The sequence below is a fragment of the Prosthecobacter sp. genome (assembly GCF_029946185.1).
Lineage (GTDB): Bacteria > Verrucomicrobiota > Verrucomicrobiia > Verrucomicrobiales > Verrucomicrobiaceae > Prosthecobacter.
The window spans coordinates 1-24639 of sequence record NZ_JAQSEA010000029.1; the positions used below are offsets into that span (position 1 = coordinate 1).

The 24639-nt window shown below is 59.0% G+C and carries 22 protein-coding genes; 12 read left to right on the top strand and 10 right to left on the bottom strand.

All coding sequences use genetic code 11. From position 1 onward, the window contains the following. The 6 genes from PSV43_RS01495 to PSV43_RS01520 all read left to right on the top strand — a co-directional run. Window positions 1-509 (top strand): MoxR family ATPase (locus tag PSV43_RS01495; RefSeq protein ID WP_300192957.1); only part of this gene is annotated, 509 nt, incomplete at its 5' end. 13 nt (window positions 510-522) lie between these two features. Next, complete coding sequence (locus PSV43_RS01500) at window positions 523-1443, top strand: DUF58 domain-containing protein (RefSeq protein ID WP_300192959.1); 921 nt, start codon at window positions 523-525, stop codon at window positions 1441-1443. Next, window positions 1440-2000, top strand: a complete 561-nt coding sequence (locus tag PSV43_RS01505) for a DUF4381 family protein (protein WP_300192960.1) — start codon at window positions 1440-1442, stop codon at window positions 1998-2000. Before PSV43_RS01500 ends, PSV43_RS01505 begins: the two co-directional genes overlap by 4 nt. After that, window positions 1997-3025, top strand: coding sequence for a VWA domain-containing protein (locus tag PSV43_RS01510; protein WP_300192962.1), 1029 nt, complete (start codon window positions 1997-1999; stop codon window positions 3023-3025). Before PSV43_RS01505 ends, PSV43_RS01510 begins: the two co-directional genes overlap by 4 nt. 5 nt (window positions 3026-3030) lie before the next feature. Next, window positions 3031-5034 (top strand): VWA domain-containing protein, encoded by a 2004-nt coding sequence (locus PSV43_RS01515; protein WP_300192964.1) that lies wholly within the window; start codon window positions 3031-3033, stop codon window positions 5032-5034. Between the two features lie 56 nt (window positions 5035-5090). Then, window positions 5091-7688, top strand: coding sequence for a hypothetical protein (locus tag PSV43_RS01520; RefSeq protein ID WP_300192966.1), 2598 nt, complete (start codon window positions 5091-5093; stop codon window positions 7686-7688). 4 nt (window positions 7689-7692) lie between these two features. Here PSV43_RS01520 and PSV43_RS01525 read toward each other — a convergent pair whose 3' ends face one another. Beyond that, the gene (locus PSV43_RS01525) at window positions 7693-8229 is read right to left on the bottom strand and encodes a ferritin (protein ID WP_300192967.1); all 537 of its coding nucleotides are present in this window, start codon (window positions 8227-8229) and stop codon (window positions 7693-7695) included. Between the two features lie 174 nt (window positions 8230-8403). Between PSV43_RS01525 and PSV43_RS01530 the strand changes: the two genes are divergently transcribed. After that, complete coding sequence (locus PSV43_RS01530; RefSeq protein ID WP_300192969.1) at window positions 8404-9675, top strand: MFS transporter; 1272 nt, start codon at window positions 8404-8406, stop codon at window positions 9673-9675. 1 nt (window position 9676) lies between these two features. On the opposite strand, the gene PSV43_RS01535 is transcribed toward PSV43_RS01530, so the two are convergent. Then, a complete protein-coding gene (locus PSV43_RS01535; RefSeq protein ID WP_300192971.1) occupies window positions 9677-9994 on the bottom strand; it encodes an ATP-dependent Clp protease adaptor ClpS in 318 nt (105 codons plus the stop codon). Window positions 9995-10196: 202 nt separating this feature from the next. Between PSV43_RS01535 and PSV43_RS01540 the strand changes: the two genes are divergently transcribed. Further along, entirely contained in the window at window positions 10197-10454 is a 258-nt protein-coding gene (locus PSV43_RS01540) for a hypothetical protein (protein WP_300192973.1), read from the top strand. Window positions 10455-10460: 6 nt separating this feature from the next. Here the strand turns inward: PSV43_RS01540 and PSV43_RS01545 are convergent, their stop codons facing one another. Further along, window positions 10461-11006 (bottom strand): hypothetical protein, encoded by a 546-nt coding sequence (locus PSV43_RS01545; protein WP_300192975.1) that lies wholly within the window; start codon window positions 11004-11006, stop codon window positions 10461-10463. 124 nt (window positions 11007-11130) lie between these two features. Here PSV43_RS01545 and PSV43_RS01550 point away from each other — a divergent pair, with 124 nt between their 5' ends. Then, window positions 11131-12690 carry a PA14 domain-containing protein gene (locus PSV43_RS01550; protein ID WP_300192977.1) on the top strand — a complete coding sequence of 520 codons (1560 nt, stop codon included), beginning with the start codon at window positions 11131-11133 and terminating at the stop codon, window positions 12688-12690. Between the two features lie 19 nt (window positions 12691-12709). Next, entirely contained in the window at window positions 12710-14218 is a 1509-nt protein-coding gene (locus PSV43_RS01555; RefSeq protein WP_300192979.1) for a hypothetical protein, read from the top strand. Between the two features lie 14 nt (window positions 14219-14232). Here PSV43_RS01555 and PSV43_RS01560 read toward each other — a convergent pair whose 3' ends face one another. Next, the gene (locus PSV43_RS01560; RefSeq protein WP_300192981.1) at window positions 14233-14781 is read right to left on the bottom strand and encodes a hypothetical protein; all 549 of its coding nucleotides are present in this window, start codon (window positions 14779-14781) and stop codon (window positions 14233-14235) included. Between the two features lie 64 nt (window positions 14782-14845). Beyond that, window positions 14846-15490, bottom strand: coding sequence for a M23 family metallopeptidase (locus PSV43_RS01565; RefSeq protein WP_300192983.1), 645 nt, complete (start codon window positions 15488-15490; stop codon window positions 14846-14848). A gap of 94 nt (window positions 15491-15584) precedes the next feature. Here PSV43_RS01565 and PSV43_RS01570 point away from each other — a divergent pair, with 94 nt between their 5' ends. Next, a complete protein-coding gene (locus tag PSV43_RS01570) occupies window positions 15585-16988 on the top strand; it encodes a DUF362 domain-containing protein (protein WP_300192985.1) in 1404 nt (467 codons plus the stop codon). Between the two features lie 369 nt (window positions 16989-17357). On the opposite strand, the gene purD is transcribed toward PSV43_RS01570, so the two are convergent. Next, the gene (purD, locus tag PSV43_RS01575; RefSeq protein ID WP_300192986.1) at window positions 17358-18608 is read right to left on the bottom strand and encodes a phosphoribosylamine--glycine ligase; all 1251 of its coding nucleotides are present in this window, start codon (window positions 18606-18608) and stop codon (window positions 17358-17360) included. Between the two features lie 91 nt (window positions 18609-18699). Here purD and PSV43_RS01580 point away from each other — a divergent pair, with 91 nt between their 5' ends. Further along, on the top strand, window positions 18700-20244 hold the full coding sequence (locus PSV43_RS01580) for a DUF1549 domain-containing protein (protein WP_300192987.1): 1545 nt from the start codon (window positions 18700-18702) through the stop codon (window positions 20242-20244). A 530-nt stretch (window positions 20245-20774) separates the two neighbouring features. Here PSV43_RS01580 and PSV43_RS01585 read toward each other — a convergent pair. From PSV43_RS01585 to PSV43_RS01600, 4 genes are all read right to left on the bottom strand, one after another. Then, entirely contained in the window at window positions 20775-23693 is a 2919-nt protein-coding gene (locus PSV43_RS01585; RefSeq protein ID WP_300192989.1) for a M28 family peptidase, read from the bottom strand. 82 nt (window positions 23694-23775) lie between these two features. Then, entirely contained in the window at window positions 23776-23976 is a 201-nt protein-coding gene (locus PSV43_RS01590; RefSeq protein WP_300192991.1) for a hypothetical protein, read from the bottom strand. 95 nt (window positions 23977-24071) lie between these two features. After that, on the bottom strand, window positions 24072-24266 hold the full coding sequence (locus PSV43_RS01595; protein ID WP_300192993.1) for a hypothetical protein: 195 nt from the start codon (window positions 24264-24266) through the stop codon (window positions 24072-24074). Further along, window positions 24263-24526, bottom strand: a complete 264-nt coding sequence (locus tag PSV43_RS01600) for a UPF0175 family protein (protein WP_300192995.1) — start codon at window positions 24524-24526, stop codon at window positions 24263-24265. Before PSV43_RS01600 ends, PSV43_RS01595 begins: the two co-directional genes overlap by 4 nt. Between the last annotated feature and the right edge of the window lie 113 nt (window positions 24527-24639).

Sequence of the window (24639 nt, forward strand, 5' to 3'; positions counted from 1 at the left end):
TCGATCAGGAGGGTACCTACACCCTGCCCGAAGCCCAGCTTGACCGCTTCCTGCTCAAAGTCCGCGTTACCTACCCGACCCCCGTCGAGGAACGCATGGTGCTGGATGCAATGGCCACATCGGCACCGAAACTCGATGTGAGCCAGGTCACCGACGTCACGGCCATCAGTGCCAGCCGGGCAGTGGTGAACGAGTTGTTCATGGATGAAAAGATCCGTGATTACATCGTGGCCCTGATTCATGCGACCCGTCACCCTGAGGCACTGGCCCCGCACCTGAAGCTGCTGATCCGCTGTGGTGCCTCGCCGCGCGGCACGATCAATCTGGCGCTGGCCGCCAAGGCGCTGGCCTTCCTCAACGGCCGCAACTACGTCATTCCGCAGGATATTAAAGACCTCGCCCCAGACATCCTGCGCCACCGCATTTTGCTTTCTTATGAAGCCGAGGCGGAAGGGGTGACCACGGATGATGTGGTCAAGACACTCCTCGACAAGCTGCCTGTTCCTTAACACTGCCCACACCGTGAACCGGGAAACTGAGCAGAACGACAACGACGCCAGACTCACGCGCATCCTGAAGCGCGTGAGGCGCATCGAGCTGCTCACGCGAGGCATGGTAAAGGAGATGCTTGGCGGCCAGTACCACTCCCGCTTCAAGGGTCAGGGCATCGAGTTTGATGATTTTCGCGAGTACCAGCCGGGTGACGATGTGCGCTTCATCGACTGGAACGTCACGGCGCGCATGAATGATCCATTTGTACGCAAGTACGTTGAGGAGCGCGAACTGACGGTGATGATCTGCGTGGATGTCAGCGGGTCCGGTGATTACGGCAGCCAAGACGACACGAAACGAGAGCGTGCAGCGGAGATAGCGGCGGTGTTCGCTTTCAGCGCTGTGCAGAACCAGGACAAGGTGGGGCTGATGCTCTTCTCCGACGGAATCGAACACTACCTGCCTGCACGCAAAGGAGCCCCTCATGCGCTGCGCATTCTGCGTGACATTTTAAACAATGAACCCAAGCGGCACGGCACGGACCTCAAGCCAGCGCTTGATCTTGCGCTGGAACGCATCGCCCATCACGCGCTGGTGATCCTAATTTCGGATTTTATCACACCGGATCAAAGCTGGGAGAAAAGCCTGCGGGCTGTTGCGGCCAAACATGATGTGATAGCGGCGCAGATCCTGGACCCGCGTGAAATCACACTGCCAGACGCAGGCCGCGTCTGTCTCGAAGACCCGGAGACCGGGGAGCAATTTCTCGTCAATACCTCGCACCCAGCCGTGCGCGAGCAGTATGAACAACGCCTGATGGAACGACAGGATGCACTGGTGCATCTCCTACGCCGTTGTGGAGTGGAGCGCATCACCGTGCGAACAGATGAAGACTACGCACCTGCCCTGAAAGCGTATTTCCGTTCAAGGAAGAGGAGGAAGCGTGGATGAAGCCCGCGCTGTTCGACATGCATATCCTGCTGGCGCAATTTCAGGGTCCGGGGCCGATGCCGCATCCTGAACTGCCACCGCCAGACAGCGTACAACTGCCGCCCCCGTGGTGGATTCCTTGGGCGACGCTGGTGTTGCTGTGTCTCTTGATCTCCGTCATCGTCTGGCTGTTGGTCCGCCCTAAACAGGCGCCATCAACGCCGCTGCGGCAGCCGTGGGGTTCGGCCTTTCGTGCATTGAGTGATCTGCGCGCACGCATTCAATCCATCCCGCCGCAGGAGATGAGTCATAAGATCTCACAGATCTTGCGGCGCTACCTGCAGGAACGCTACGCTGTGCCTGCCCCCTCCCGCACGACACGCGAGATATTCGACGGCAAAATAGAACGGCAGCCCGGCATGAAGGTGCCGCGATCCCAAGGAATGTGGCGCGAACGCTTTGAGCCTGTGGCTCATCTATGTGACGACATCTCGTTCATGCCAGCTCCGCGTACTGAGGAGGAATCGACCATGCTCATTGATCAGGCGATTGCACGCATGCAGGAGGAGAAACCATGACGATTCCTGGCCTTCCTGCATTTCAAATTTTGCACCCGCTGTGGCTGGTGCTGCTGCCCTTCGTGCCGCTGATGGCGCTGCTGCGGGGTGCACGTGGCAAACGGGCGGCGATCAAATTCCCCACCGCCTCCCTGCTGCGTGATCTCGGCAGACCGGCGCGCAACAGTCTCGGGGGCTTTGTCTTTGGACTCATCCTGATCGCTCTGACCTTCGGCATTCTGGCACTGTCCCGACCGCAGAAAATATTGTCGTACGAAGAGGAAAAATCCGAGGGCATCGCCATCATGCTGACGGTTGACGTCTCGCTGTCGATGCTGATCGAAGACTTCTACATCGGCGGGCAGCCCGTAAACCGCCTGACGGCGGCCAAGCGAGTGATGGCGGACTTCATCAAAGGTCGCCGCAGTGATAAAATCGGCATCGTGGCCTTTGCCGGTGAAACCTACCTGCCCTGCCCGCTCACGCTTGACCGCGACTGGCTGATCAACAATCTCGACCGTGTGCAGACGCAGCGTGTGGGTGACGGCACCGCCATCGGCTCCGGCATCGCGTCTGCCGCCAACCGCATGCGTCGTGAAAAATCGCCAAGCAAAGTCATCGTGCTGCTGACGGATGGTGCGAACAATTCCGGCCGCCTCAGCCCACAGGTTGCGGCGAAGCTGGCCGCCACGCTGGGCATCAAGATTTACACCATCGCCATCGGCACGCCGGGCATGCACGTCATCCCTGATCCCAGACGCGGCACGTTCACGCCGGTGGGACAGCAGTTGTTTGACGAAGGCACGCTCAAAGAAGTCGCAGCCATCGGCAACGGCCAGTTCTACATGGCGCAAAACCTCAGTTCACTCAGCGATGTGTTCGGCACCATCGACAAACTCGAAAAAACCAAGATCGAGCACCACAAGATCATCGAAACCGAAGAGCTTTTCCCCTGGCCGCTTGCCGTTTCCGCCATCGCGCTGTTTCTCGCACTGCTGCTGTCATTGACCGTTCTGCATTCGGCTCCTGAGCCTGTCGTCACCTGATTTTCATGAGCTTTGCCCATCCACATCTGCTCTGGTTCCTGCTGATCATTCCCGCGCTGGTGGGAATGAAACTGCTGGTGGATGCACATGGCACCAAGGCAGAACGCCTGTTCACCGCGGCGCGTCTGCGGACGACTCTCATCATTGGCCGCTCTCGGTGGCGGTCATGGTTCGTGTACGCTTTGTATGTCATGGCCATGGCCTGTCTCCTCGTCGCTGTTGCCCAACCGCGCTGGGGCGAAGAAAAACTCGAGATTCCCGACAAGGGCCGCAACATCTTCATCGCCATCGATACCTCGCGTTCCATGCTTGCGCGAGACGTGCCACCGGACCGCCTCACGCGGGCAAGACTGGCTGCCCATGACCTCGTCATGGAACTCGCCGGAGAACGTGTCGGTCTGCTGGCCTTTGCCGGCCGCGCCTACCTTCAGGCACCGCTCACGACTGATCATGACGCCATCATCGAGTCATTGCTGGCCTTTGACCACACGATCATCGAGTGGGGGGGGAGCAATCTGGCCGACCTGCTGGATGTGACCCTGCGTGCGATTAAAAATCTACCCAAGAGCAATTACGCGTTGGTTGTTTTCAGTGACGGTGGAGATGCGGACGCGAACCTCGCATCTTACATCCAACGCCTCACAGCGGCGGGTGTCGTTGTCGTCACGGTAGGTGTCGGCACTGCTGACGGCATGTTCATTCCAGATCCTGAAATAGAAGGTGATTACATCCGGGACGAGGCCGGCAATGTGGTGCTCTCAAAACTGCAAAGCGGCGTGCTACAGCAGCTGGCCAGCGCCACTGGCGGACGCTTTCTTAAACTTGATGCCCAGCCACTCAGCCGCCAGTCCATCCAGCCCGTGCTTGACCGGCTGACCGAGCAGGAGTCCGCCAACCGGCAGACTTCGCGGCCGATTGAGCGCTTTGCCTGGCCACTGGGTCTGGGTATATTCCTTCTCATGCTTGCCTGGATCATCAGCGCCCTGCCCCGCCCTGCCGCACGCCCGGTCATCCTGGTACTGGCGGTGGCCACCTTTGCGTCTGCACCTTCTGCGCAGGCCGCAGGTCCGTCAGACTTTCTGGCATCCATGTTTCAATCCAGCGGGCCCACCCCGGAGGATGCGCTCAAAGCACTTGCGAGCGGGGATTTTAAAAAGGCCCGTGATCTCTACGGCAAGCTGCTGGAACGAGAGGATTTCGACGCGCATTCCCGCGATGAACTTCTCTACGGTCTCGCCACGGCAGAGCATGACCTCACCAACTACGATGGCAGCGTCAAGAACTTCAGCGAAGTGCTCCACACAGAGGACAAGTCACTGCGCACACGCGCTCATCGCGGCCTCGGTCAGACGCTCTATGATCAAGGGGTGCGCGGCCTGCAGGAGCAGCCAAAAATCACCCTTCAACGCTGGACCGATGCGCTGCGTCATCTTGATGCAGCACTGGAACTCGATCCTGAGAACAAGGAGCTACGCGAGAACCGAAATCACGTGGATAAAATGCTCGCCCAACTGCGCCAGATGATGAAGCAGTTGGAGGAAAAACAGGGCCAAAAAGGTGACAACGGCCAAAAAGGTCAGAAGGGGCAAAAAGGCGACAAGGGCGAAGGCCAGGAAGGTGAAGAAGGCGAGGAGGGGGACGCTGGCAAGCAAGGCAGCGACCCGGACGGCCAAGGAAAAGCCAAAGAGCCAAAAGAAGGCAAGGGCGAAAAGAAGGAGGATGATGACGGCATTGGCGGCAAGGATGCCAAAGAACTGCCCGAAGGACGGCTCCAAGCCGCTGGCAGTGAGCCCGGCGAAAAAGAAGGCCAGCAGGGCAAAGACGGCCAGAAGCCTGGTGGGGACGAGGATAAAAAAACGGCTAAAGCCATTCCCTCTGATCAACGCAATCCACGTACGGGTTATACCCCCGGCGAAGCAGAAGGCTATCTCCGTCAATACATGGATGAGATCACTACGCCGCCGACCAACCGCTACCACACCCCGCCGCCTAACAAGAAGGACTGGTGAGCCGCATGCTCCGGCATTGACGAAGCCAGAAGGACTAACGCAATTCCCAAGTTCGAATGATTCATAGCCTCCATCTCACCTCCACTCAGGCACGGCCAGCAGCCATTGCGGGTCTCTGGACTTTCAGTCCTCAGTCTGGCTTGCTGCAAGCGCTGCTGTTTCTGACATTTTTTCTAACCAGCGCCTCCGCAGCTACGATCCGTGCTTATCTCCAGCCTGACCACGCGCGGACCGGCCAGGAGGTCAGCTACGTCATCACAGTTCAGAACGGCACCATCCAAAGCGAGCCACAACTGCGACTGCCGGTGCAAGTCGGCATGAGTTCCGCGCTTTCCACCCGGCAGAGCATCGAGATTCGCGGTGCCCAGCAGGTGATCTCCACGCAGCTTTCCTGGGGTGTCACCAGCTCCGAACCCGGCGAGTTTGTCCTTCCACCGCAGGAGTTGCTGGTGAACGGTGAGGTTCTCAAAACCAATGAGGTCCGTCTCACCGTCAGTGAATCTGCAACCACCGTTCCCACGGCAGCCGAAGACGCCACCATACCGCTGTTTCAAATTGAAGTCGGCAAGACGGAGATCTACCAGGGCGAGGTGGTTCCCATCAGTGCCAGCCTGTATGTCCCCCGCCGCAGTGTGATGCTGCGCCGTGTCGGCCTGATCGAAGTGAACAAGAGTGATTTTGCCATCGCCCGCTTTCCGCAGCAGGCCGAGCAAAACCCGCAGCGCATCAATGACGTTGACTACATTGTCTTCACCTATCGCAGCACGCTCTCCGCACTCCACGCAGGCGATCTCAAGGTGGGGCCCGCCAATTGTGAGTTGTTGTTCGAGGTTTATGACGAAACCGCCCAGCGGCAGATGAGCCGAGGCCTGCCCTTTGGCATGATCATGGGCGACGTGGAGCCACGCAAGCATGTGGTCAAAAGCCAGGAAGTGAAGATCAAGGTGCTGCCGCTTCCCACCGAGGGCAAACCCGCCAACTTCAGCGGAGCCGTGGGTGATTTCAGCATCAGCGCCACTGCCACCCCCAATGAACTCAGCGTCGGCGATCCGCTGGCCGTGGACATCACCATCGACGGTTCGGGCAATTTCGACGCGCTCAACCCACCCGGCCTCATGCCGCCTGAAGGTTGGAAGGCCTACCCCCCGCGACGCTACAATGTGGACGGCCCGATTGATCCCAATCTCATGCCCACCCTGCAGCACCGCATCGGTTATTCGATGGTCTTTGTGCCGGAAAAAGTGCACACCGAACTGCCCCCGTTTGAGCTGAGCTACTTCAGCCCTGCACAGAAGAAATACGTCGCCGCACGCACGCCGCCGATAGCGCTGCGGATCAAGCCCGGTGCCGTGGTGGCCGCTGCCGTGGGTGCGGAAAGCAGTGGCGGAGTGGAGCCCCCCAAGCCGCCTCCCGTGCAGCAGCCCAAGCCTCAGGTCAGCGACATCCTCATGAAGATTCCGGCCAAGGCACAGTGGCTGAGCACGACCGCCGCCAACGCCCCGCTCACCACCAGCACACGTTTTTGGGCCATTCAGTCGATTCCAGCGGCCCTTGTGGTTCTGGCAGCTCTGTTCATGTGGCTTCGCCGCCGTCGCGCAGAAGCAACGAGCGGGGTGCGGGGTGAACTGCAGCAGTTGTGGCAGGGTCTGGAGGAGAGCCATCTCCCGGATCGTGATTTCCTCCAGCGCGCCGCCCACTTCATCCACCGCAGCCAGCCGGATGGAGTGCAGGACGAGGAACTGCAGCAGATCATCCGCCGCTATGAGACCCAGAGTTTCACTGCCGCTCCTGCCTCCGGGCAAGAGCTTGGCGCAGGTGAGCGCAGCCGCATCCTGTCCACTTTGGCACCGCTGCTGAAGCGCACTGCCATTTTCATCGCCACGCTGACCCTGCTCTCACTCAATGCAGGTGCCGCCGATGCTTCCCCTGACGAACTTTATCAGCAGGCGCGCGAAGCTTTGGAAAAAGGCAAGTTCACCCAGGCGCAATACCTCGGCGAATCACTCACCAAGCAGCAGCCGCCCGCCTTGAGTTCTGCGGTTTTCACCCTCATTGCCAACGCCCGTTACCGGCAGGAGGACATGGGGCGTGCAGCCCTGTGGTACCAGCGTGCGCAGTTGCTGGATCCCTTGAACCCTGAAGTGAGGCAGAATCTGCGGCACCTGGATGGAAAGCTGCGATTCTTCCGATTTGGAGAGGACTCGCCTCTGGCTGAGTGGAGCCTGCTGCTGAACAAAAACACCTGGGTCATCGCTGCATCCGTCGGGGTATGGCTTATTTTGCTGGCGCTGATGCGCTGGATTCTTGCCGACTCACAGAAAGGCAGCAGCGGAACCTATGCACTGATTTTCAGCATCCTTGGCCTGCTGATTTTCATTCCTTCAGCCACTTTTGCCGCCATCCGGCCCGTGCCAGGAGACCGGGTGAAGGATGTGATGGTCGTCACTGCACGTGAAGTCAGCGCCTACAGCGCCGCCACAGTCACTTCCGGCAATGTCATCGCCCTCCCACCCGGCAGCCAGGTGCGGTTGCTCGAAAAACGCGGAGCTTGGAGCTATGTGGAAGTGCCCAGCGGCGACGAACACGTGCGCGGCTGGGTGGAATCCGCCACGTACACACCGTTGTGGCCGTGGGATATGGGGCTGGTGCCGTAACTGATCAGGCACCGCCTGGGCCACCGGGCTTGCCACGCCCACCACCACCGCTTGGACGGCTGCCAGCTTCACGGTCAAGGACCAAGAGGCTGGCTGGATCTTCGCCGGCAAGTTTGAGGCGGTCGAGCATGTCGCGCACGGTTTTCTCCTCTTCCATCTGCTCATTGAGGAACCAGAGCAGCAGATTTTTCGAGGCATGGTCTTTCACCTGCTCCGCGACCTCATACAAATCATTGATCTGCTGGGTGACTTTTTCTTCCTGCATGAGGCTGTGCTGAAAAGCATCCATCGGCGATGCGTAATCCATTTTCGGCTGGGCGATCGGCTGCAATTCCACTGTGGCATCACGATCCACGAGGTATTGGTAGAACTTCAGCGCATGCATGGTCTCTTCGCGGCTCTGGGCAAACATCCACTGCGCAAAACCGGCATACGGTGTGCGCTCAAACCACCCTGCCATGGCGAGGTACACATAGCTGGAGGACATTTCGTTGTTGATCTGCTCGTTGAGCAGATTGGTAAGTTTGGGATTGAGTGTCATAATATGTATTCAGGGTTAAGGATTGTGGGTGGATTGAACCAGCAATGGAAACGCTACGCAAGGACGGGAGGTTGATTTTTTACGAGGCAAAACGTGATACTGAGACGCAAAGCCATCAGTTCAGACGATTCACTTTCTTTCGAGCCAGACCACGCCACGATGATGCCTACCGCGATGCCCTCAGACACCGCAATCCCTCATCAGCATCATCCGCAGGTCGTGCGGCGAAATTTCATCTGCCACTGCCTGGAAGGCGGTTTGTACATGGGCGGGGTGGCGTTTCTCCAGCCGGAAACGGTGATGCCCAAAATGGTGGAGCAACTCGGCGGACGCTCGGCAATCATCGCGATCATGCCCGCCATTCTGCCGGCGGCGTTTGCGATGGCTGGACTGTTTGTGTCACCGCTGGTGGAACGCCTCACGAATTTCAAGCTGTGGGTGATGAGCTTTGGCCTGCTGCAACGGCTGCCTTATCTCATCACCGGCCTGGTGCTGTGGTTTTGGCAGGATGCCGGCCCGTGGCTGCTGCCGCTGGTGGTGCTGACGCCGGTGGTCTCCGGTCTCATTGGCGGCGTGGGAGCGGTGGCCTGGATGGAGATGGTCACGCGCATGGTGCCAGAGCGTGTCCGTGCCGCAGGCTGGGCAGCACGCTACATCACGCAGGCGTGCATCGGCATGGTGGCCGGAGCGGTGATCCATCAGGTGCTGACCCATGCACCGGGACAACGCGGCTACGCGATGCTGCACCTGATCACCTTCGGCTTTTTACTTCTGTCCTGGCTGTCACAATCGTTCATGCGCGAGCTACCAGAGTCGCATCCATATCACCCTCCGCACTCCGGCAACTACTGGAGCTATCTGCGTAGTCTGCCAGGCCTGCTGGGTGAACAGCCGCAGTTGCTCAAGCTGATCGCCGCGCGTTTCACAGGCATGGGCTACTTGATGGTGGTTTCATTTCTCACCCTGCATGCGCTGCACACCACGGGCAGGCCAGCAGCGGATGTGGGCATCTTTGTCTCAATCCAATACATCAGCACCATTTTAGGCAGCATGCTTGCAGCCTGGATGGGCTACCACAAAGGCGGCAAGATGCTGTTGATCCTGTCACGGATCATCTGCATCACGCTGTGCGTCTGGGCCAGCCTGACTCACTCATTTGGCGGCTTCAGCGCGGCTTTCTTCATCCTCGGATTCGGACAGTTCCTGGATAAAGTCGGCGATCTGACGCTCGCTGCAGAACTTTGCCCACCGGAACGCCGCTCGACGCTGCAAGCCGTGCTCGGCTTTTGCAATGTGTGGGCGCTGATGCTCGCCACGAGTCTTGGCGGTGTGATTTACTCGCTCAGCGGTTCGTTTTACCTCGTCGCCTGCCTCGCGGCAGTGATGTCGGCCATTTCCATCCTGATTTTGCGTGGTATTCCAGAGCCCCGCGCACGTCAGGTCTAGCCTATTCGGAGCACTCTATCGTCGCCCGCATGGACACCTTGCATTCCGGCACGCGGGGATCAGGACCGTATTCCTCAATCTGCTGCTGGCGCAATTCGGCCAGTTCCTTGTGGACCGTTGCCACGATCACACGGCCGCAGTCATTGACCTCGTTCGCCATACGTTTGCCTAGTTCGAGTGTATGACCAAAGATCACGTTGAGCATTTCGATCACGTAATCAAACGAGTGAACCTCGTCATCCAGCAGGATGACATGCCAGGGTGGCTCCAGCGCTGGCGGTGCTGTCTGCGGCTGCACACGGGGCTTGTGAGGAGCCACGCGGGGCTGCCGCGGTCTCACAGGAGCGGTCGTGCAGCGGATGTCAGCAAAGGAAATCATTGCACACACTATGCCCCAGAGCGGTGTTGTCTCAAGCTCCCACACGCACCACGCGCCTGCGACTGCGTTTTAGTACGCCGGATTTGCGCTGAGGGCGGTGACTGCTTGCCGGAGGGCATGGATGCATGGCAGAGTTTGAGCCATGAACCCTTCCATCTGCCGCACGCTCAGCACGATCTGTTTCCAGGCGGGCATGCTCTCCGTCGTCCTCTCCATCTGGTGCTGGTGGTTTTTTAACGGCAATTCGCCGGAACAGGCGGCCCACGCGGAGCGCCTGGGCATTTTCATCGGGCTGTGGGCTCCCACGCTGCTGATCCTCTCCAACCGCTTCGACCGCTATGCCGACAAAGCCAAAGAGCTCCCCGGTTTAAGCGTGGATAAAACAACGGATGAAGCCTGATTTGAATCACATCGGCTCGCGGCCGGTTGATTCGACAAACTGCTGGCGCAGGCCGTTGTAGGCCTGCTGCCATTCATCCACCACGCGTTGCAGCTCCATCACCTGCTTTTCCAGCGTGGAAATGCGCGACTGCTGCATGGCGTCTCCCATGCCGCTCTTCTCATCTGAGCGCCCGGTGCCAATAAAGGTCGTGGCAGCGCTGCGCACATGATGCGGGCTGGCCTGGAACCACGACAGATCCGCCAGCCGCGACTCCTTGTTGTCGAGACAGTTGATGATCGTCACATTTTCATCGATCTCGCCGGTGGCCATGAACTCCTGGATCGTCGCCACGTTGGTCGGGCCGTAGAGATAATTGTCCGGCATCTGCACGAGGAGGTCCATCTGCAGTTCCGCGATCATGGGCGCGCGCTGCCAGCTCAGGCGGTTGTCGCTGGAGATCTTGTCGAGCGGAGAAATTTTGGCGTCAGCCGCCCAGCCGCGAAGGGTTTCGAGGTCTTTGGCTTCATAGACTTCCTTGTCCGAGGCTTTAAGCAGATACCAAGTGTGCATGGGGAGAGATAATCAAATTCCACGGCCTGCGCCAAGCTCAAAGTGCGAAGGAAATAAAACTCAGGGCATTGACGCTGGATTTCCGCAAGGCAACCTCCGCCGCCTTCGTTTATCGCGCCCCCATATGACCCGCCTGCTTTTCGCCATTCTTCTCGCCGCCGCCGCTGCCCGGGCCGCCGAGCCCGCCGTCTTTTCGCTCAAAACGATGACGGCGCAGATGAAATATGACACAGCTGAACTCGTGGTGCAGCCGGGGCAGGCGGTGAAAATCACTTTTGAAAACGGTGATGACCTACCGCATAACCTGGTTTTCTGCCAGCCGGGCACGGACACCGCCGCCATGGCGATGAAGCAGATGGAAAAGCCGGAGGACGCCCTGAAGCGCAACTGGCTGCCCGACGACAAACGCATCTGGGCACACTCCAAGATGCTGAATCCGCATGAAAAAGAAGTGATCAGCTTCTCTGCGCCTGAGAAGTCCGGCAACTACCCCTACGTCTGCACTTTTCCCGGCCATGCGCTGACCATGCGTGGCGTGCTGAAAGTAGCGCCGGTGGGAGACACGCTGCATGACCTCCAGTTTGCCCTGTATCTGGGCAACTGGCAGCAGCTCCCGGATTTCTCCAAGCTCAAGCCGCACCGTGAAGGCAAGATCGACGACAACCTTCTTCAGGTGAAGCTGGACGACTACAAAAACGAGTTTGGGGTGGTCTTCACGGGTAAATTTGTCGCTCCCAGGAAGGGCCCCTATCGCTTCTATCTCTCCAGCGATGATGGCTCGCGCATCTTGATCGACGGCAAGGATATCCTGGCCTATGACGGCATTCACCCTTCGGGCGACATCAAGGAAGCAGGGATCCCCCTCGAAAAGGGTGAGCATGAGTTTCGCCTGGAATATTTCCAAGGCGGCGGGGAGATCGAGCTTTATGCCGCATGGAAAGGCAGCGACTTCCAGATCACGCCGCTGTCCACATGGCTGCACCCGAAGTGGAAGGGTGGCACCAAAAAGCAGAAGGAGTTCGACCCCATCCCCCTCGTGGTGAAGGACGAAGCGGTGGTGTATCGGAACTTCATTCAAGGCGCGGGCAATCGAGGCATCGGAGTCGGCTATCCCGGCGGGGTGAACATTGCGTGGAGTGCTGAGAGCATGAACCTGGCGCTCATCTGGCGCGGTGCTTTCATGGACGCTGCAAGGCACTGGAACTCGCGCGGCGGTGGCCATGAGAAGCCGCTGGGGTACGATGTACTGCTGCCCACCGGAGAGGCCACACCCGCTTTTTTTGTGACTGAGAAGCCGGAGGCGGAGTGGCCGAAGTGGGACAAGACGAAGCGCTATGAAGGCTTCCACTGGCTGGGCTATTCGCTCGACACCAAACGCAGCCCCACCTTCCGCTACACGTGGCAGGGTGCGGAGATTGAGGAGTCTTTCGCGGTCGAAGGGGACGGCAACAAACCCGACGGCAAGGCGAAGCTGATCCGCACGATCAAGGTCACGGGCAAACTGCCTGCCCATGCGTGGTATCGCATCGGCAATGGTTCGTTTGAGAGCAGGGACGGTAGTTTTGTCAGCAAAGGTTCGCTTCCCTATCGCATCACCGCCAGCGACGCCCAGCTCGCCGGTCAGAATCTCGTTGTTCGTGCGAAGCCGGGAACGATGACCATCACCTACCAGTGGGCCCAGTAATCTTTCGCCACGCACTGCCATGAAATGCATTCTCTTTCTTTCCCTGCTCTGCTCACCGCTTTTTGCCGCTGATCCGGTCGAAGCTGATTTTTACAAGATCACCACTTATGCCACACCCAAGGAGACCGCGCTGGAGGTCGGCTCCATCGAGCTAATGCCGGATGGCAAGCTGGCCCTCGGCACCCGTCGTGGTGAAATCTGGATCGTCAGTGGTGCGGGCAGCGATGATGCCGCGAGTGTCAACTACAAGCTCTTCGCCTCCGGTCTGCATGAGGTTCTCGGGATCGCTTACAATCCGAAGGACAAAAACCTCTACGCCACCACGCGATACGAAGTCACCCGGCTCATAGACACCGATCACGATGGCCGGGCCGATGTGTTTGAAAATGTGAACGACAGCTGGGGCGTCTCCGGCGATTACCACGAATATGCCATTGGCAGTCGTTTTGACAAAGCGGGCGATCTTTGGGTGACGCTGTGCCTGACGGGTTCTTTCGGCAGCGCCGTGCCGTTTCGCGGCTGGGCGCTCCGCATCAAACCTGACGGCACCATGGTTCCCACATGCTCCGGCATCCGCAGCCCTGGGGGCATCGGTTTCGATGCGGATGGCGAGGTCTATTACTGCGACAATCAAGGCCCGTGGCACGGTGCCTGCACGTTGCAGCATCTCGTTCCTGGCAGCTTCCAAGGCCATCCAGGTGGCAATGTCTGGTATGATCTCGCCCCCAACATGGGACCGCGGCCGATTGATCCCATCCCCGAGGCTTTTCAAGGCGAGCGCAGTCGCAAGGAAAACCGCCCCGATGGTGATCCCGACCGCATGGTGACGGAACGCGAACGCATCAAGCAGCTCCTGCCGCCCGCTGTTTACCTTGTGCACGGCAAGATCGGCAACTCCGCCACCGCCATCATCTGTGATCTCAGCGCGGGCAAATTTGGCCCCTTCAGCAAGCAGCTCTTTGTGGCGGATCAAAGCCACAGCAATCTCAGCCGCGTCTATTTGGAAACGGTGAATGGCATCAAGCAGGGAGTGGTGATTCCCTTCCGCAGCGGCTTTGCCAGCGGCATCATTGGGGGACGCATGGATGAAGAAGGCCGCGTCTTCGTCGGCGGCAGTGACCGCGGCTGGGGAGCACGCGGCGGAAAGCCCTTCTGCTTTGAAAAATGCGAATGGACCGGCAAGACACCTTTTGAGATACATGAAATGCACGCCAAGCCGGACGGCTTTGAGGTCACCTTCACGCAGCCTGTTGATCCCACTTCCGCAGGTGATTTGAAGAGCTACAGCATGCGTGAGTTCACCTATGCGTATCGCGAGCAGTACGGTGGTGACGAGGTCTCCGAAATCCTGCCGAAGATTACCGCCGCCACAGTGGCTGCAGATGGCAAATCCGTACGCCTGACGATCTCGCCGCTCACCCAAGGGCACATTCATGAACTGCATCTTGATGGCGTACGTAGCGCTGACAAGCTCCCGCTGCTGCACAAGGTGGGCTATTACACGCTGAACGAGATTCCCACGAAGTAACGGAACAGAGCCAACTAGTGCATCGCTTTTGCCTTGGGCACATCCATCAGATTCATGGGTGCCTCGGGCGCCGGTTCAGCACGCCGCACTTCGACGATGGGGATGCTGCGGGTTTCTAGCGGTAGTTCCGCACGCATCACCTGCTCTCCGGCCATCGGCATAGGTGGTGCTGCATCCGGAACCACAGCGCGGCGCACCTCCATCTGCTCTTCGGCGGCAGCCACGACCTGCGGAGTGGTGTAGTTTTTCACCGCAGCCGTAATCATCGCTGCGCGCCCGGGCGCAAGATCCATCGCTGTTTCTACGATTCTGCGAACCTGCCCGGGCTCGGCATTCACGGCATCAATCGCTGCGGTCACGATATCACCGGCGCAGGATTCATGGATGACCAGAGCCTCCTCCAGCCGCATCACCATCTTGTCGGGTTCCATCCGGATCGAGTTAAACAACTCCCCACATAGATTCTCGCAGGAGATCTGGGGCTGGGTCGATTTCACTGGCTGAGCAAATCCTAGTGAAGACACTAGGATAGGCAGACAACAAAATACGGAGATCAAACGCATGGATTGAAGGGATGTATGATTGACGGATTAAAAGGGCTTCCTTCAAATCATCTTTTTGTAAATCTCAGTCTTTTTTGTGTGTCGGATTCAGCAATTCCACCCCGGCACCACGATGTGTTCGGATGAATTGTTCTGGCCCGAAGCGATTCAGGGGCGTGTTAGCATAACCTTGGCCAGGATTCACATAAGGGCCGAGGCGCACTTCGAAATGCAGGTGTGCCAAATAGGCACCTTCGGCCGTGCCCACGGTGCCGATCTGGTGGCCGCGCTGCACATTCTGCCCGGCCTCCACTCGGATTGAATCCAAATGGGCATACATTGTCTGGATCACGGGGCCGAGTTCGTCGCCGTCCGGCAGACGATGCGCGATGAGGATCATTTTGCCCCAGCCTGGACCGGGACTCCCCGCGTAGACCACCCGCCCGGCTGCTGCCGCGTAAACGGCATCGCCCAGATCTGAGTTGCCGCCGCCGATGCCGTTCAAGTCATCGCCGAGATGCCGCTGGATGCGAAAGGGCCGCGCATTGTAGGTGAGCGCGCCGTGTTCAGAACCCATGGGCATGTCAAAACGGGTCGCCAGGGGCAGGGTGGCCACTTCGCGAGGAGTCAGCCGGATGAAGGCGGGATCCAGGGGCTGGGGCAGCACATGGGTGACATGCCGTTGTAGCCAAATCACGATGGCCACCGCCGCCATGAGGACGAGGAGCATGATTCGCAGCACTTTCTTCATACGGGAAACTCGGCAGTTGCCAGAGCGTTGCAAAGGGAACGTGCCGACCTTAAGAGTTCACATCTCTGTGAACATGCTCTCCCCTTCCTCGTTCGGCGCACCTAAAGTCTCCGTCTTCAGCGGCCAAGCCAGCTATGATGATGCCGACGCGCTGCGCCAGCAGATCGAGGCGGCCATTGATGCGCTGGAACTTGCGGCAGATTTCATCACGCCTGGTGATCGTGTGGTGATCAAGCCAAACTGGGTGAAGGAGCACAATGCGAGCAAGCCGGAGGATGAAGGCGGCTGGCTCACCATCATCACGCATCCCGCCGTTGTGCGCGAGGTCGCTCGCTGGGCGGCTCGCAAGCTTCAGGGGCATGGCAGCGTCACGTTGTGTGATGCACCGCAGAGTGATTCGTCTTTTGCCACAATCCGTCGTTTGCACCGTCTGGATGATCTTATCACGGACCTCACGAAGGAGTTCGCGGGGATCGCTTTTCTGCTGTTCGACATGCGCTGTGAGGAATGGACGATTGATGACGGGGTGACGATTGCGAAGCGGGAACTGCCGAGCGATCCCTCGGGAGCGGTGGACATTCACCTTGATGCGGACAGCGAATTTCTGGGGCATCCAGGGCTGGGCAAGCTTTACGGAGCTTCGTTTGACTTTGCCACGACCAACCGCCAGCACACGGACCCGAACCACGAATACCGCATCTGCCGCACGCCGATGAATGCGGATGTGCTGATCAATGTGCCGAAGCTCAAGACGCATAAAAAAGTGGGGCTCACTGTCGCGTTGAAAAACCTTGTCGGCACCACGCCGCGCACCAACTGGCTGCCGCGCCACACTGAAGGCACACCGGCTGAAGGCGGGGATCAATTTGCCGAATCCTCCGCTAAGCGCGCGCTCGAAGGCTCGCTGATGCGGACCGCCAAAAAAATTCTGTTTGGCCGCTTCTTTCTGTCCAAGCTGTTTGTGCCGCTGAAGAAGATGGGGCGAATGGTGTTTGGCGACACGAAGCATGTCGTCCGCTCCGGCAACTGGCACGGCAACAACACGGCGTGGCGCATGATCCTGGATCTGCACAAATGCTTCTTCTACTTTGATGGGCGTGGGGTGCGGCGTGAGAAGCCGCTGCGCTACCTGACGATTGTGGATGGCATCATCGGCGGCGATGGCGATGGGCCGATGTCCTGCGATCCGGTGGCGAGCGGTGTTATCCTTGCGGGGACGCATCCGGTGGCGGTGGATTGCGTCAGCGCGCAGCTCATGGGGCTTAATTGGAAAAAGACGCGGCTTCTCAATGATGCTTTTGCCATTGAGCGACTTCCTATTACTGGCTTTGTGGCTGCGGATATTACTGTCGCGTCAAACAAGTCTGAGTGGACTGGGCCGTTTGAGGAGATGAAGGACTGCTTTGAATTTCGGTGCCACTTTGGCTGGTCCGGGCATCTAGAGAGTGATGAGCGGCTGGCGAAGATGGGGAAATGAATGGTTCCGAGGGAGCGGGTTCACGCGGCCAGAGTGGCGATGAGATTTCAGCCTTTGAGGTGTTGTGAGGGAGAACGCATTAGCTCTACCTTTTTAAGAGTTTGGGATGAAGCGGCGCGTTCCTTGTTCCACAGGAACAAGGCTACTTTGCTTCGCCAGCAGTAGCGATGCCATGGGTCCTCAGAGTTTTGTCCAGCCTTGACGCTTTGAGCAAAATGCGATCAGGAGACGCAGACGAACCGCACATGGAATGTGCGGACTACTTTGCTGCCGCCAAATTCGCAGGTTGCCTGCTGCTACCAATATTTTTTATACCCTGCGGCAAGGAATGGGCAAAGGCGCTTGCTCCATGTGGTATGGACTAATGCTTCATTCAAAGTGCATCTTGCCGATGTCTGAGCGGCGCTGCAGGCCGTCAAAGGTGATCTTGGTGCTCTCGGCGTAGGCTTTCTCACGTGCTTCGACACGGGTTGCGCCTTGGGCAACGACGGCGAGGACGCGGCCACCATTCGTTTCAAACTGGCCGCTGGCATTTTGCTTGGTGCCGCAGTGATACACACGGGCACCGCTGACGGATTCCAGGCCGGAGATGACATCGCCGTTGCGTGATGAGGCGGGATAACCGGCGCTGGCGCTGATGAGGCAGATGCTCCAGCCGGGGGCGAAGTGGATGAGGTCGGGCTGTAGATTGCCTTTGGCCGCTTCAAAGGCGTAGGTGGCGAAATCACCGCGCAGCATGGGCAGCACAGCTTCGGCTTCGGGATCACCGAAGCGGCAGTTGTACTCGATCACCTGCGGGCCGTTGGGCGTGAGCATGAGGCCGAAGTAGAGGAAGCCGCGATATTTGAGGCCGTCCTTCAAGATACCCTGCACGGTGGGCTGCACGATCTCGCGTTCGATGCGCTGCATCAGCGCTGGCTCGGCCAATTCAAGCGAGGCCACTGCACCCATACCGCCGGTGTTGGGTCCCTGATCATTATCGCGGATGCGTTTGTAGTCGCGCGCTGGCATGAGGATCTGATACTTGTCATCACACACGGAGACGAAGATCGAGATCTCCGGGCCAGTGAGGCATTTTTCGACCAGCAGATCGCCTGCGCCGAAGCAGCGCTTTTCCATCACGTCATCGATGAAGGCTTCCGCTTCGTCCTTCGAGGTGCAGACCGCCACGCCTTTGCCAGCGGCCAGGCCGTCGAACTTCAGGACGATGGGCATTTCAGTCAGGGCAGACTTGGCTTCCGCCGCGTTGGTACAGATCTCGAAATCTGCGGTGGGGATGCCGTGGCGTTGGAGGAATTTTTTCGCAAAGGTCTTGGAGGCTTCGAGCTGGGCGATCTCTTTTCGTGGGCCCCAGCATGGGATGCCGGCCTCGGCGCAGAGATTGGATAGGCCGCTGTCTTTGACGAGGAGCGCCTCTTCGCCCGCCACGCAGAGGTCGATGCTGTTCTGCGTCATCCAAGAGATCAACTCGGGCAATCCTGCCACGTCCACCCGCGTCGCCAGCATCGCGATGGCATCGCTGCCCGGATAGACGAAGAGTTCATGCTTTTGGGGCGATTCGCTGAGTGCGGTGATGAGCGCGTGTTCACGACCGCCTTTGCCAGTAACGAGGATTTTCATGGGCCGGGATGCTTAGCGAGTCGATCCGCCTGTGCAAGCCTGCGCGAGAGGACGGGGGCTAAGAACTTGCGGGGTCGGACGTTCAGGAGGCATGAAACGCTGTCTGCCGCTTTGCGCCCTGTTGCTCGTCTGCACCCCTGAGATTCAAGCGCAGATGAATGCTTCACCAACGGCGGAGAGCGCGACTGCTCAAGAAGCGGCTGAGCGAATCGACCGGGGATTGATGCATGACTATCGGCTCACCTCGGAGAAACGGGTGAATTACCAACGCAATCCTGCACTGCCAGAATTGCCGGCTGTTGCTGACGACACGACATTTCTGCGGCGTGCGTGCATCGATCTCGCAGGCAGGCTGCCGCGTCCGGATGAGGTGCTTGAGTTCATCGCAGATTCATCACCTGACAAACGCGCCAAACTCACAGACGCTCTCACCCGCGAACCCGGTGCCGCCGAGGTGCGCTTCCGCATGCTGGCGGAGGCGTTTCGAGTGAGAGACTACGATTTCAAAACCATCGCGTGGTTGCGGCAGGCGACTGCGGAGGACCGTCCCTATACTGAAATCGTTGCCGCTATGATCGGCAGCTGGCGGAAGCCTTCAATAGATGAAGGCAATGCGATGCGCGCTGCCGTGGAGACATTCTACACCGTACTGGGGGAGGATCTGTACTGCGCCATGTGCCACGACCATCCTTTTAACGACTACACCGAGCATAATTGCTATGCTTTAGCAGCTTGCTTCACCGGCCAAAAAGAGATGCGGGTGCCGCTCGACTATAAATACCCCGATGCCAAACCAGGCGAAGTGATTCAGCCTGCACTACCTCGCTTGGGTGGCGGCTGGTTGCGGGATGATCGAGATAAACTCATGCAGGTGGTTCAGTGGATCACTGAGGATGACCAGAGTAAACGATTCGCCCTGGTGGCGGCGCTCCGAGTGTGGAGTGGTATGTTCGGCATGCCGGGACAGGAGGCGGACATCACGGTGGGCGGCGTGGATGACGCGCCGCCGTGGCACGGCATCAAGGGTGGAGAAAATCCCCAACACTATCACCGGAGTTGTTTCAGCGGATCGCCGCGTGGAGCGGCTACTTGGATCGATCTGACCATCAATGCTCGCGACGATTTTTCCCAAGCCCCCAAGCTGCTCATCGAGGAATTTTTGCACTGCGGTGGGAGGCTTGGAGAATTCCAGCGTATCCTGGCTCGCACCGAGGCCTACAGCCGGTCAGGCATCGACTACACTTGGAAGTGGCGCGACTGCTACCTTGCGCCAGCACCGCAGATCCGTCGCCTGCCTTCCGAGGTCATCTGGAAAACACTCACGGGTGAAAACGATGCCCAACTGCCGCAAGTCCCGCAGTCCGGGCATGTGCTACGAATGTTGGGCCGTGGCACGCGTGAATGGACGGACGAAAGCCGCACACCGCTTTCGCATGAGCTTGTGCGCTTCATGATGAATGGCGAACTCGTGGCCCAAACAACGGCGAAGGCTGGCAATGCCGAAGGGATGTTTTTGGGGCTGCTGGGGCGGGAACCAAGCGATAACGAGCGGGCGGCTATTTTGCGCACCGCGGCGTCGGATCAGGATGTCGCGTGGGCGCTGCTGAACACGACGGAGTTTATGTTCAGGCCGTGATCTGCTGGTGGCCGCAGTGTGTGGAGACAGCGGTGGGACAGCGCTCAACAGCCAGTTTGCTGCCACAGAAGTTCATTACATCAAGCACCGCCAGCAATGAATACGAACGGGCCTGCGGCGGGAGGGCGTGGCAGACGCTACTGGCAGGCGCGGTGTGCAAAAGAAAGCGTTGGATTTGCTTTCCGGATGGCTGTCGCCTGGCACCAGGGTAGCCTCGCTGAGGCTCGGCAACCCTTCGCTATGTTGCGGAAGGCCGTTGCCTTCAAGACAAGAATGTCGGCCTCTTGTATATGGCACACCAGCCAGCACCAGGGTAGCCTCGCCGAGGCTCGGCAACCCTTCGCTATGTTGCGGAAGGCCGTTGGCCTTCAAGACAAGAATGTCGGCCTCTTGTATATGGCACACCAGCCAGCACCAGGGTAGCCTCGCCGAGGCTCGGCAACCCTTCGCTATGTTGCGGAAGGCCGTTGGCCTTCAAGACAAGAATGTCGGCCTCTTGTATATGGCACACCAGCCAGCCGCTTTGGTGATCAGTCGCGAGAGCCGGGGGTGATCTTCATTTCTACGTCCTTGCCTTCGCGCTGCACGCTGATGGTGGTTTCTTTGCCGATTTTGAGATCGCCCATGACGTAGGTGTAGTCGTAGATATTGGTGATGTCCTTGCCGCCGAGTTTGATGATGATGTCGCCGGCTTTGACGCCGGCTTTGGCTGCGGGACCGATGGGGGAGACGCCGCTGAGTTTGACGCCTTTGATGTCGCCCTGGGCGTAGTCGGGGATGGTGCCGAGGTAGGCACGCAGGCCGGTGCGGACGCCTTGGTTTTTCGGCGCTTCCATGGCGACGTAGTCGGGGGCGGGATCGGTGGTGGCGATGCCACGGGCGATGAGGCCCATGAGCTTGGCGATCTTGGCGGCGTTGATATAGTCGATCTTGTCGGCGGTGTCGCTGGGCATGTGGTAGTCGGCGTGGGAGCCGGTGAAGGCGTTCAGCGAGGGGATGCCTTTCAAATAGAATGCGGTGCTGTCGGTAGGCAGGTGGGCATCGTTCTGCGTGGTGATGGACAGGCCGATGGGGGCGTTACGTTTTTCGATTTCCTTGGCCCACACCGAGCTGCTGCCGAGGCCCTGAAGCACGAGGGTTTTCTGAAAGCGGCCGATCATGTCCATGTTCAGGCATGCGGCGAACATGCCGGTGAGTTTTGCGTTGGGATCGCCCTTGATCATTTTGGCGTAGGCTTCGACGAAGTGATTGCTGCCGAGCAGGCCGAGTTCCTCACCGCTCCATGCGGCGAAAATGATGTCGCGTTTGAGCGTGAGCTTGCCCTGCTTTTTCAAGTCGGCAAGCCACTGGGCGATTTCGAGCACGCCGGAGGTGCCGGAGGCATTGTCATCGGCGCCGTGGTGGATCTTGTTCACTTCATCGCCTTTGGCGCGAGAGTTTGAGCCGCCGCTGCTGCCGAGATGATCCACATGAGCGCAGACGATGAGGGGGGCGACGTGGGGATCTGGCTTGTCGCTGTAAGGCAGAACGCCGAGTACGTTGCGGCCCTTTTTCTTTTCCTGCTGGATGACGATGTTCGCGGCGAGCGTGAGCCCCTTGCAGTCGATGCCGCCCATGAGATCGCCGTTGTCGAGCTTGTCCTGGAGTTCCTTGAGGGTCTTGCCGGCGCTGGCGAGCAGTTTGTCACCGAGGGCGTCGGTGATGCTGATGGCGGCGATGCCGCTGGTGGCAAGCGAGGCATCAAACGCGAGGGGTGCGAGCTGCTGCACCACTTTGGAATTGGGACCGCTGACGACGATCAAGCCGCGTGCGCCTTTCTGCCGAGCGATGAGGGCCTTGTAGCGCAGGCTGGCGTAGCTGCTGAGTTCATTGCGGCGTTCCTGCGTGATGCCTTCGGGCACGTAGCGAAAGACGAGGACCCATTTGTCCTTCACATCAAGATGAGCGTAGCTGCTGTAGGTCTCGATTTTTTTGCCGTCGTTGCCGGTGGCCGTCTCGGATGTTTCGATGCCGTAACCGGCGAAGACGATGCCGGCGGGTTTTACCTCGCCGTTTTGGGAGAAGGAGAGAGGTTTCCAGTCTTGGTCAACGGTCAAGGATTGGTCAAGGAGGGTCAAGGAGTTGCCCTCGCCGAGGGCGACGCCAGCGGTGAAGTCGAAGTTGTCGAAGTAGGTGTCATCATCGCCGAAGGGGGAGAGGCCGATTTTTTGGAAGACGTCTGCCACATACTGGGTGGCGAGTTTTTCGCCTTCGGTGCCGGTGAGGCGGCCGCCGAGGGCATCGCTGGCGAGGTAGGTTACCTGCTGCTTCATGTCTTCGGGACGAATTTCAGCGACGGTGGCGGAGAAGTCGGGTTCTGGAGTCTTGGAGACAGCCGCATTCGGATCGGTCTTGAGCCCGAGGGCTGTGAGCGCGTGGTCGTGGTTCCAGTCTGCGAGGTAGATTTGTGAAGCCCCCCCTGCCCCGCGTCCGCTGGTCCAGGAGAGTTTCTTGCCATCGGGCGAGAAGACGGGCAGACCATCGAATCCGTCCGTGGTGGTAACGCGCACCGGAGCGTGCTTGCCAGCGGCATCGACGATGTAGAGCTCGAAGTTGGCGAAGCCTTGCAGATTGGTGGTGAAGATCAGGTATTCGCCGCTGGGGTGGAAATACGGCGCCCAGCTCATCGCGCCGAGCTTGGTGATGGGTTTTTGCTCGCTGCCGTCAGCGTTCATGGTCCAGACTTCAGCCACATCGCCCTTCGGGGTGAAGCGGCGCCAGCAGATGCGTTTGCCATCGGCGCTGAAGAAGGGGCCGCCATCGTAGCCGGGCGCATCGGTGAGGCGCTTCACGTTTGATCCGTCGGCATCGGCGGTGTAGATCTCCATGAAGTACTGTTTGTCGATCTTCAGGCGCTCCTCGTCTTCCTTGCTGAGGTTGGCGGCATAGGCCTGGCGATTGCTGGCGAAGACGATCTTTTTGCCATCGGGTGAATAGCCGCCCTCGGCATCGTAGCCGCGTGTGTGGGTGAGGTTTTTGAGCGACTTGTCCCCGAGGGAGTATTCCCAGATGTCGTAGTGCTCGTCGTAGTCCCAGGAGTAGCGGCGGACCTTGGAGTTCTTGCGTTCTTCGTACTCAGCGGCCTGGAGTTTTTTCGATTCCGGATCAATGTGGGTGGAGGCGAAGAGGACGCGCTTGCCATCAGGATGGATCCACGCGCAGGTGGTCTTGCCCATACCGGGGGAAATCCGCTCTTGGTCGCCCGTTTCGAGGTCCATCAGGTAGATTTGATAAAATGGGTTCCCCTCCTCGCGTTCGGACTGGAAGATCATCTTCGTGCCCTCGGCATTGAAGTAGCCCTCCCCGGAGCGTTTGCCTTCGAAGGTGAGCTGGCGTGGGGCCGTGATGAAATCCGCCTCGGTCTGGGCAAAGACGGCGGTGGAGAGAAAAAGGAGGGCGAGTAGGCGCATGGTTGTGAGAGAGAACATACGTCCGCCGGGGATGTTTGCAGAATCTTTACGCATGCCATGCACCGTGTGGCATGCGTCGAAGTCACTGCCTGCGGCCCTTCAGCTTCGCCTCAAAATGATCCAAGAGAGTCTTTTCAGCACGGAAGGTCGTTTGGCGGAGATCCTGCAATGCTGCGATGCCGTCGAGAAAGCCCAACTCGTCACCGAGATCGATCAGGTTCAACGTGCCCACCGGGAGCAGGCCTCTGGCTTGGGCGGCGGCCCGGCCTCTGCGTTCGTCCATTAACACGACCCTCACCTGTCGTTCAAGAGCAAGGCTAATGGCTTCATTTTCACCTGCACCGAGGGCGATGGATGGATCGACGCGCTGGACTTGGGTCACGTGCAACCAAGCAGGAGGTGCCTGAAGCCATCGGCTAAAGCAGGTGGCGCTTTGGGATGGCGCAACTCATTCATGACGGCTGCGGGAATCCAGACTTCGTCAAAGAGCTTTGCCAAAACGTCAGCCCTGTCGATGAGCACCAGATAGTTCAGTGGCGTCGTGTCAGCCACCACCAGCGGGATAACATTCATGCCTTCAGCAGGGATCGGATGGCATCACCATCTGTCTCCAGTTCTGCCCATGTCGGCTGCTGCTCAGCACCATGCTTCTTCAAGAATGCCTCGGTCTCATGAAAGCCCAGGCCCAGCATCTCCGCAGCCTGACCACGCGAAAGCCGACCTTCACGGTAGCCTTCCATGATGAGCATCTCACGGGCACGTGTCTCTGCATTCCCAGAGTCGAGTCCGAGCAGCCGCTGCCATGCGTCAGGCAGTTGGAGAACAAGTGTCATGCCCCAAGTCTACTCTCTTCTGCCGCCATCGCAAGCTGGAGGCTCCACGGCTGGTATTCGTAAAACTTTGCGGGTGCATCCGGCGTCCAGCCGCGTTTGGTGCGCCCCGTTAC

Coding starts and splice junctions, on each gene's coding strand:
- PSV43_RS01505 (WP_300192960.1), top strand. CDS start 1,440: ATGAAGCCCGCGCTGTTCGACATGCATATCCTGCTGGCGCAATTTCAG.
- PSV43_RS01510 (WP_300192962.1), top strand. CDS start 1,997: ATGACGATTCCTGGCCTTCCTGCATTTCAAATTTTGCACCCGCTGTGG.
- PSV43_RS01515 (WP_300192964.1), top strand. CDS start 3,031: ATGAGCTTTGCCCATCCACATCTGCTCTGGTTCCTGCTGATCATTCCC.
- PSV43_RS01520 (WP_300192966.1), top strand. CDS start 5,091: ATGATTCATAGCCTCCATCTCACCTCCACTCAGGCACGGCCAGCAGCC.
- PSV43_RS01525 (WP_300192967.1), bottom strand. CDS start 8,229: ATGACACTCAATCCCAAACTTACCAATCTGCTCAACGAGCAGATCAAC.
- PSV43_RS01530 (WP_300192969.1), top strand. CDS start 8,404: ATGCCCTCAGACACCGCAATCCCTCATCAGCATCATCCGCAGGTCGTG.
- PSV43_RS01540 (WP_300192973.1), top strand. CDS start 10,197: ATGAACCCTTCCATCTGCCGCACGCTCAGCACGATCTGTTTCCAGGCG.
- PSV43_RS01545 (WP_300192975.1), bottom strand. CDS start 11,006: ATGCACACTTGGTATCTGCTTAAAGCCTCGGACAAGGAAGTCTATGAA.
- PSV43_RS01550 (WP_300192977.1), top strand. CDS start 11,131: ATGACCCGCCTGCTTTTCGCCATTCTTCTCGCCGCCGCCGCTGCCCGG.
- PSV43_RS01555 (WP_300192979.1), top strand. CDS start 12,710: ATGAAATGCATTCTCTTTCTTTCCCTGCTCTGCTCACCGCTTTTTGCC.
- PSV43_RS01560 (WP_300192981.1), bottom strand. CDS start 14,781: ATGCGTTTGATCTCCGTATTTTGTTGTCTGCCTATCCTAGTGTCTTCA.
- PSV43_RS01565 (WP_300192983.1), bottom strand. CDS start 15,490: ATGCTCCTCGTCCTCATGGCGGCGGTGGCCATCGTGATTTGGCTACAA.
- PSV43_RS01570 (WP_300192985.1), top strand. CDS start 15,585: ATGCTCTCCCCTTCCTCGTTCGGCGCACCTAAAGTCTCCGTCTTCAGC.
- purD (WP_300192986.1), bottom strand. CDS start 18,608: ATGAAAATCCTCGTTACTGGCAAAGGCGGTCGTGAACACGCGCTCATC.
- PSV43_RS01580 (WP_300192987.1), top strand. CDS start 18,700: ATGAAACGCTGTCTGCCGCTTTGCGCCCTGTTGCTCGTCTGCACCCCT.
- PSV43_RS01585 (WP_300192989.1), bottom strand. CDS start 23,693: ATGCGCCTACTCGCCCTCCTTTTTCTCTCCACCGCCGTCTTTGCCCAG.
- PSV43_RS01590 (WP_300192991.1), bottom strand. CDS start 23,976: ATGGACGAACGCAGAGGCCGGGCCGCCGCCCAAGCCAGAGGCCTGCTC.
- PSV43_RS01595 (WP_300192993.1), bottom strand. CDS start 24,266: ATGAATGTTATCCCGCTGGTGGTGGCTGACACGACGCCACTGAACTAT.
- PSV43_RS01600 (WP_300192995.1), bottom strand. CDS start 24,526: ATGACACTTGTTCTCCAACTGCCTGACGCATGGCAGCGGCTGCTCGGA.